Here is a 6,581-nt window from a genome sequence, read left to right as displayed (position 1 = left end):
TGATGATAGGTGTTTGTTGGTACCCCTGCATCATACCAAGAGGGCTTTTTTCTTTCAAGTCCCCCAAAACCTTTCTAACAGGAATGCTCTTTTAATTGTTCCATTGTTTGGTATACTTTCATAATTGGTCCAGGGCATTGCAATCCGCACGCATCGAGCGTTGTCGTTGCTTGAATGTCCATTGCTGTTACACTCCCCGTTTTTTGTTCTCGTTGTTTTGGTTGTTCGATGTTCGTATAAACAGCAGAATACGTTTTATATCCGCCATCTAAGTTTTTGACGCGGTAGCCACGCTGCGTTAAAATTCGTGCTGCTAAATAGCCGCGAAGCCCGACTTGGCAATAGACGTAAATCGTTTCGTCTTTTGGTAACTCATTTAGCCGCTTGCGCAACTCGCCAAGTGGGATATTGACGGACGTTGGAATTGCTCCCATCTCGCGTTCCATCGGTTCACGAACATCGAGAAGAAAGGCGCCATTTTCGATTAAGCCATTTACTTCATACCATTGCACCGTTTCGATCATCTCTTCAATCAAGTTTGTAGCGACATATCCCGCCATATTGACAGGGTCTTTCGCAGAAGAATAAGGCGGTGCATACGCTAATTCTAAATCTGGAAGATCGAACACCGTTAAGCCGCCTTTGATGGCAGTCGCGATGACATCGATTCGTTTATCCACACCGTCGTAACCAACTGCTTGCGCTCCGAATATTTTTCCGGTTTTTCGGTCAAACAGCAGTTTAAGAGCGATCGGAAAAGCGCCCGGATAATAGCTTGCGTGCGAATTAGGATGAATATGAAGCACTTCATAGTCAATGCCGAGCCGCTTTAACGTTTTTTCGTTATTTCCGGTCGCAGCAACCGTCATATCAAATACTTTGGCAATCGCTGTCCCAAGCGTTCCATAATAGCGAACGTCCCGGCCATTAATGTGGTCAGCCACAATGCGCCCTTGCCGGTTCGCCGGCCATGCGAGCGGAATGTGGGTTGGCTTTCCGTTCACAAAATCTTTTACTTCTATCGCATCGCCGATCGCGTAAATCGATGGATCGGACGTTTGTAAATATTCGTTCACTTGAATGCCGCCTCGTTCGCCAATGGCAAGCCCAGCCTGTTTTGCCAGCTCGTTTTCCGGCTTAACGCCGATCGCTAGCATAATCATGTCTGTTTCTAACGCTGTTCCGCTATTTAAGCGAACAACTTGTCCATGTTGTTCAAAAGCGGCCACGCCATCTTCTAAAATGAGGCGCACGCCTTTATCGCGGATATGTTGATGAAGGATCGCTGCCATTTCATAATCGACAGGCGCCATAATTTGATTTGCGGCTTCCACAAGAGTGACGTCGATGCCGCGCTCCCATAAATTTTCAGCCATTTCGACACCGATAAATCCCCCGCCGATGACAACCGCTTTTTTTGGCTGCTTTTCATCGACGTATGCTTTAATGCGGTCTGTATTAGGAATGTTACGCAAAGTGAATAAGTTGTTCACCTCATCGATTCCTGGAATCGGCGGTTTGATCGGACTGGCCCCTGGCGATAGAACAAGGTAGTCATACGATTCTTCGTACGTTTTTCCTGTCGGTAAGTGTTTGACAGTGACCGTTTTTCGCTCACGGTTAATTTGCACCACTTCGCTTAATGTGCGAATATCGAGATGGAATTTTTCGGACATTCCTTCCACCGTTTGGACGAGCAACGCATCGCGCTCCGCGATCGCCCCGCCGATATAGTAAGGGAGACCGCAGTTGGCAAACGAAATGTATTCCCCGCGTTCAAACATGACGATTTCGGCTTCTTCATCCAATCTTCTTAAGCGGGCAGCAGTTGTCGCCCCGCCTGCGACGCCTCCGACAATGACAATTTTTCTTCTCATGCTGATTCCTCCTTGATTGTTTTATTTGTATATTCAAATAATACGATATAAGCACTATTAAAATAGAATCTCGATAAGCTGTTTGACAATCGGATCGTGGACACGGTAGATCACTTCCAACCCTTGCCGTTCGGCTGTGACGATGTTAGCTGCCTTCAACTTCGCTAAATGTTGTGAAATCGTCGATTGCGGCATATTCAGACATTGCTGCATCGTTGATACGTTGCATCCGCCTTTTTCAATAAGTCCTTTGACGATGCAAAGCCGGACCGGATGGGCGAGAGCTTTCAGCAGCTCTGCCTGCTCGATATATTGCGCTTGTTCTTGTCGGTAAGTATCCATACATTTTTCCTCCTTACATTGTGAATTATATCACAAAAAATCTTTTGGCATGTATGACAAATATGTGAAAAAAAAAAAAAAAAACGGATCGCTTACGAAAGTTTCGCAAGCGACCCGTTTATGATTCAATCAGAAACCCAGCTGTTTTTAATGTGGCGCATGCCGCATCAAGCTTAGCAGGCGAGTCCGCTTCAAGCGTGTGCAGATGCGTGCCGTCTGTTAGCTGAAGCAAATACGAAGAATTTGTTTCTTTAATTTTTTGAATGAACTGATCGACTTCGCGGCGGTTGCTGACCATGACAGAAGCGGTTAAATCGCCGTAGACAGGGTGCTCAATTTTAACATCTTTCACAGTGACGCCATGATCGACGATTAAATACAATTCTTCTTTTGTTTGCTCCGGTGTATGGAAGCACGCAACAACGCGCGTATATGTTTTGTTTGCTGTCGGTGTTTTCAAATATAAATATCCTTGACTCGTCGCGATAATCGGTTCGTTGCGCGCCTTTAGCAACGAAATGTCTTGCACGATGACTTGGCGGCTAACATTCGTTTTCGCTGCTAATTCCGCGCCGGTCAGCGGCCGCCCACTTTCTTTCAGCCATTGTAAAATGAATTGCCGTCGCTGTTCTCCCAAAATTTTTTTCTCCTCTTTCAACAGCTTTCTACCCCTTTCTATGTTGACAGATTGCTTCTAACGTGGCAACGAGCCGGTCGAGGTCTGCCATCGTTGTCGGCTTGCCGAGTGAAATTCGCACGAATTGTTTCGCTTCTTCTGTTTCTTTGCCGATGGCGATCATCGTCCTTGATGGTGCCTGTTTTCCGACTTGGCAGGCGCTCCCTGTAGAGATTGCAATGCCGTAACGGTTGCATTCAAGCATCGTATATTGCCCTTCAATTCCGTGCACCAAAAGGCCAATAATGTTGGGCAAATGAGCGTCACAGTGTCCTTCAATGTCAATCGGCAGCTGTTTTTCAGTAATTTGCGAAATGAAATATTGCCGCAATTGTTCAAGGCGAGATTGCTCGTCCGAAAGATGGTCGCAAATATGCTGCGCAGCAGTGACAAATGCGGCAATTCCCGGCACGTTGATCGTCCCTGGCCGGAATCCTGATTCGTGCGTTGCTTCGCGAAAGCAGGACGTCCATTTAATCCGTGGATCGATATATACCGCCCCGACTCCTTTTGGACCATAAATTTTATGAGCGGAAAGCGAAAGGCTGTCGATGTACATCGCTCGAACATCCACCTGTATTTTACCAAATGTTTGCACGCAATCGCTATGAAAGATCACGCCATGTTTTCGTAAAAGCTTCCCAATTTCTTGAATCGGCTGAACGGTGCCAATTTCCGAATTGGCGTGATGAATCGATGCAAAAATTGTATTGGGCGTGATCGCTTGCTCGAGCTCATCGATGTCAATGCGCCCAAAGCGGTCCACTGATAAATACGTCACTTCATATCCTTCTGTTTCGAGCTGCTGGAATAAATGATATAACGAAGCGTGTTCTGTCACTGTTGTGATGAGGTGATTTCCTTTATGGCGATGCGCTTGGATGATGGAACGGACGGCCAATATGTTTGATTCGGTTCCACCGCTCGTAAAATAAATGCCCTTTTCCTCTCCGTTGATCAATGCCGCCAGCTGCTTGCGGCAAATTGCAAGCAACCGGGCGGCATCGCTTCCGATATCATGCAGGCTGTTTGAGTTGCCAAAATATACTTTCGCCGTTTCCGTATAGACGGCTAACGCTTCCTCACTCATCGGCGTAGTCGCTGCATAGTCGAGATAAATCATACGCTCATTCCCTCGCATTTGCAAAAATAAAAGTCTTGTCATCAGTTTAATTATATGTCAATATAAGTGTCAAGACAGTAAAAATAACAGGGGGCGTATATATGCCACAAGCGGATGTCATTATTGTCGGTAGCGGCTTGGCGTCGCTCATGACGGCGTATCGCTTATATGAGCATAGAAATGTGATGATTTTCACAAAAATGAAAAAAGAAGAAAGCAATTCTTGGTTCGCGCAAGGAGGGGTGGCCGCTGCTTTATCGGAACAAGATGATTGGCGGTTGCATTATGAAGATACGCTGATCGCAGGAGCGTACTATAACGACGAACGGGCGGTAGAAATTCTTGTTCAAGAAGGACCGAAACGATTGTTGGAACTCGTTGAAGCAGGATTGCAATTCGATACAGATGAAGACGGACAGTTTCATTTTGGCAATGAAGGGGCGCACAGCCGCCGCCGCATTTTGCATGCCGGAGGCGACCAAACTGGAAAAGCGATCGTTTCATTTTTGCTTGAAAAACTGCGCGAGAAGGTGACGATCGTGGAAGATGAACGTGTCATTGATTTAGTTGTTCATAACGGACGATGCATCGGCGTTCAAACGAAAAAAGACGTCTATTACGCCGATGCGGTCGTGCTTTCAACCGGCGGCTGCGGAAATGTGTACTCGTTTACTACCAACGCTCCGACTGTTACCGGTGATGGCATCGCTTTAGCGTATCGGGCGGGAGCGATCGTTAGCGATATGGAATTTATCCAGTTCCATCCGACGATGCTTTATGTGAACGGAAAAGCGGCAGGACTTATTTCTGAAGCGGTGCGCGGGGAAGGTGCGGTACTCGTCACAGAAGATGGAAAAAGGGTTATGGAACATGTGCATCCGCAACAAGATTTAGCGCCAAGAGATATTGTCACGCGAGCGATTCATGCAGAAATGATGAAAGGGCATGCTGTTTACTTAGATATTTCCATGATTCCAAATTTCCGCACCCGCTTTCCAACGATTTCTAAACTGTGTGAAGCGCATGGGGTGAACATAGAGAGCGGAAAGCTTCCGGTTGTACCAGGGGCGCATTTTTTGATGGGCGGCATTCAAGTCGATCTATGGGGGAAAACATCGCTTCCCGGCTTATACGCCGTCGGCGAAGCCGCTTGCACAGGGGTTCACGGCGCCAACCGTTTAGCGAGCAACTCCCTTTTAGAAGGGATGGTGTTTGGGGCACGGCTGGCGGAAGCATTGCGAAACGAAAAACAGGCGAATTTTGCCTATGAGAAGCGGCCGGCGGCGCAACCATTTACAAAGCCGTTACCAACCGTGCGACAAATTCAAACGGTGATGATGCAACATGTCGGCATCGTAAGAGACGAAGCAAGTTTAACAACGGCGAAACAATGGTTCGAACAGTTTTCGCTTCCCGAATTGGTGAATGCAGATTGGACGCTGTTCAGTGAAGAAGAGGCAACCGTTGCTTCGATGCTCATTACCGGCTGGCTTATTACAACATCCGCGCTGAAGCGGACGGAAAGCCGCGGGGGACATTATCGGTTGGACTATCCGCAAGAAGAAGAACATTGGAAAAAGCGGCGCATTGAGCGAACAAAACACGAACTCGTTGTCAAAATGGGGGGATGATGATGAATACGATCAAGCTACAGCAAATGTTGCAACAGTTTTTGTTAGAAGATATCGGCGAACGCGATGTGACGAGCGAAACGATTTTTCCGAGCAACAAGCAGGCAACTGGATCATTTCTTGTAAAAGAAGACGGTGTTTTCTCTGGTGCGGACGTAATCATGAGCGGCTACCGTTTGCTCGCTCCTTCCATTGACATTACTTTATACAAACGAGATGGAGAGCAAGTGAAAAAAGGAGACATTCTAGCCAAAGTTTCCGGTCCGATTGCTCCGCTATTAACAGGCGAGCGCGTCATTTTAAACCTCATTCAGCGCATGAGCGGCATCGCCACGCTCACCCATCGGGCGGTCACGGTGTTAAACAGCCAGCATACGCGCATTTGCGACACAAGAAAAACAACGCCTGGACTCAGAATGCTTGAAAAATACGCCGTCACATGTGGAGGGGGATATAACCACCGCTTCGGCCTGTACGATGCCGTGATGATTAAAGATAACCATATCGCCTTTTGCGGTTCGATTACAAAAGCGGTTCAAGCGGTGCGCGCCAAGCTCGGTCATATGGTGAAAATCGAAGTGGAAACGGAAACGAAAGAGCAAGTCATTGAGGCGGTTAACGCTGGTGCAGATGTCATTATGTTTGACAACCGCACGCCGGAAGAAGTAAAAGAGTTCGTTCAGCTTGTACCGTCATCCATGATAACGGAAGCATCGGGTGGCATTACGCTTGAAAACTTGGCGCAATACGGCGACACCGGTGTCGATTATATTTCGTTAGGCTTTTTAACTCATTCTGCAAAAGCGTTAGATATTAGCTTTAATATCGAAGGATGGAAGGTAGCGTCAAAAAATCTATGAAAAGTAATCACGAGCTGCCTTTTGAAGGAAAATGAAGGGGGATGGTGGAATCGGATTCGCCCTTGACCAACA

Annotated in this window: 6 protein-coding genes; 2 read left to right on the top strand and 4 right to left on the bottom strand. The window is 47.1% G+C overall.

Annotation, left to right across the window (positions count from 1 at the left end):
- Positions 1-74: 74 nt before the first annotated feature.
- From cdr to HNQ34_RS17075, 4 genes are all read right to left on the bottom strand, one after another.
- On the bottom strand, positions 75-1,877 hold the full coding sequence (gene cdr / locus HNQ34_RS17090) for a CoA-disulfide reductase (protein WP_183256524.1): 1,803 nt from the start codon (positions 1,875-1,877) through the stop codon (positions 75-77).
- A 57-nt stretch (positions 1,878-1,934) separates the two neighbouring features.
- A complete protein-coding gene (locus tag HNQ34_RS17085; RefSeq protein ID WP_183256523.1) occupies positions 1,935-2,219 on the bottom strand; it encodes an ArsR/SmtB family transcription factor in 285 nt (94 codons plus the stop codon).
- Between the two features lie 118 nt (positions 2,220-2,337).
- A complete protein-coding gene (locus HNQ34_RS17080; RefSeq protein WP_183256522.1) occupies positions 2,338-2,877 on the bottom strand; it encodes a transcription repressor NadR in 540 nt (179 codons plus the stop codon).
- Positions 2,878-2,884: 7 nt separating this feature from the next.
- The gene (locus tag HNQ34_RS17075) at positions 2,885-4,018 is read right to left on the bottom strand and encodes an IscS subfamily cysteine desulfurase (protein ID WP_183256521.1); all 1,134 of its coding nucleotides are present in this window, start codon (positions 4,016-4,018) and stop codon (positions 2,885-2,887) included.
- A gap of 101 nt (positions 4,019-4,119) precedes the next feature.
- Here HNQ34_RS17075 and nadB point away from each other — a divergent pair, with 101 nt between their 5' ends.
- Both nadB and nadC read left to right on the top strand, forming a co-directional pair.
- On the top strand, positions 4,120-5,649 hold the full coding sequence (gene nadB / locus HNQ34_RS17070; protein WP_183256520.1) for an L-aspartate oxidase: 1,530 nt from the start codon (positions 4,120-4,122) through the stop codon (positions 5,647-5,649).
- 2 nt (positions 5,650-5,651) lie between these two features.
- Positions 5,652-6,509: a carboxylating nicotinate-nucleotide diphosphorylase gene (gene nadC, locus HNQ34_RS17065; RefSeq protein WP_183256519.1), complete on the top strand. Its 858-nt coding sequence runs from the start codon at positions 5,652-5,654 to the stop codon at positions 6,507-6,509.
- Positions 6,510-6,581: the final 72 nt, after the last annotated feature.

It is taken from the genome of Anoxybacteroides tepidamans, assembly GCF_014201465.1.
Classification (GTDB): domain Bacteria; phylum Bacillota; class Bacilli; order Bacillales; family Anoxybacillaceae; genus Anoxybacteroides; species Anoxybacteroides tepidamans.
Note: the sequence above shows the minus strand (reverse complement) of the source record. Positions and strands in the feature narration are given on the sequence as shown.

Coding starts and splice junctions, on each gene's coding strand:
- HNQ34_RS17075 (WP_183256521.1), bottom strand. CDS start 4,018: ATGATTTATCTCGACTATGCAGCGACTACGCCGATGAGTGAGGAAGCG.
- nadB (WP_183256520.1), top strand. CDS start 4,120: ATGCCACAAGCGGATGTCATTATTGTCGGTAGCGGCTTGGCGTCGCTC.
- HNQ34_RS17085 (WP_183256523.1), bottom strand. CDS start 2,219: ATGGATACTTACCGACAAGAACAAGCGCAATATATCGAGCAGGCAGAG.
- nadC (WP_183256519.1), top strand. CDS start 5,652: ATGAATACGATCAAGCTACAGCAAATGTTGCAACAGTTTTTGTTAGAA.
- cdr (WP_183256524.1), bottom strand. CDS start 1,877: ATGAGAAGAAAAATTGTCATTGTCGGAGGCGTCGCAGGCGGGGCGACA.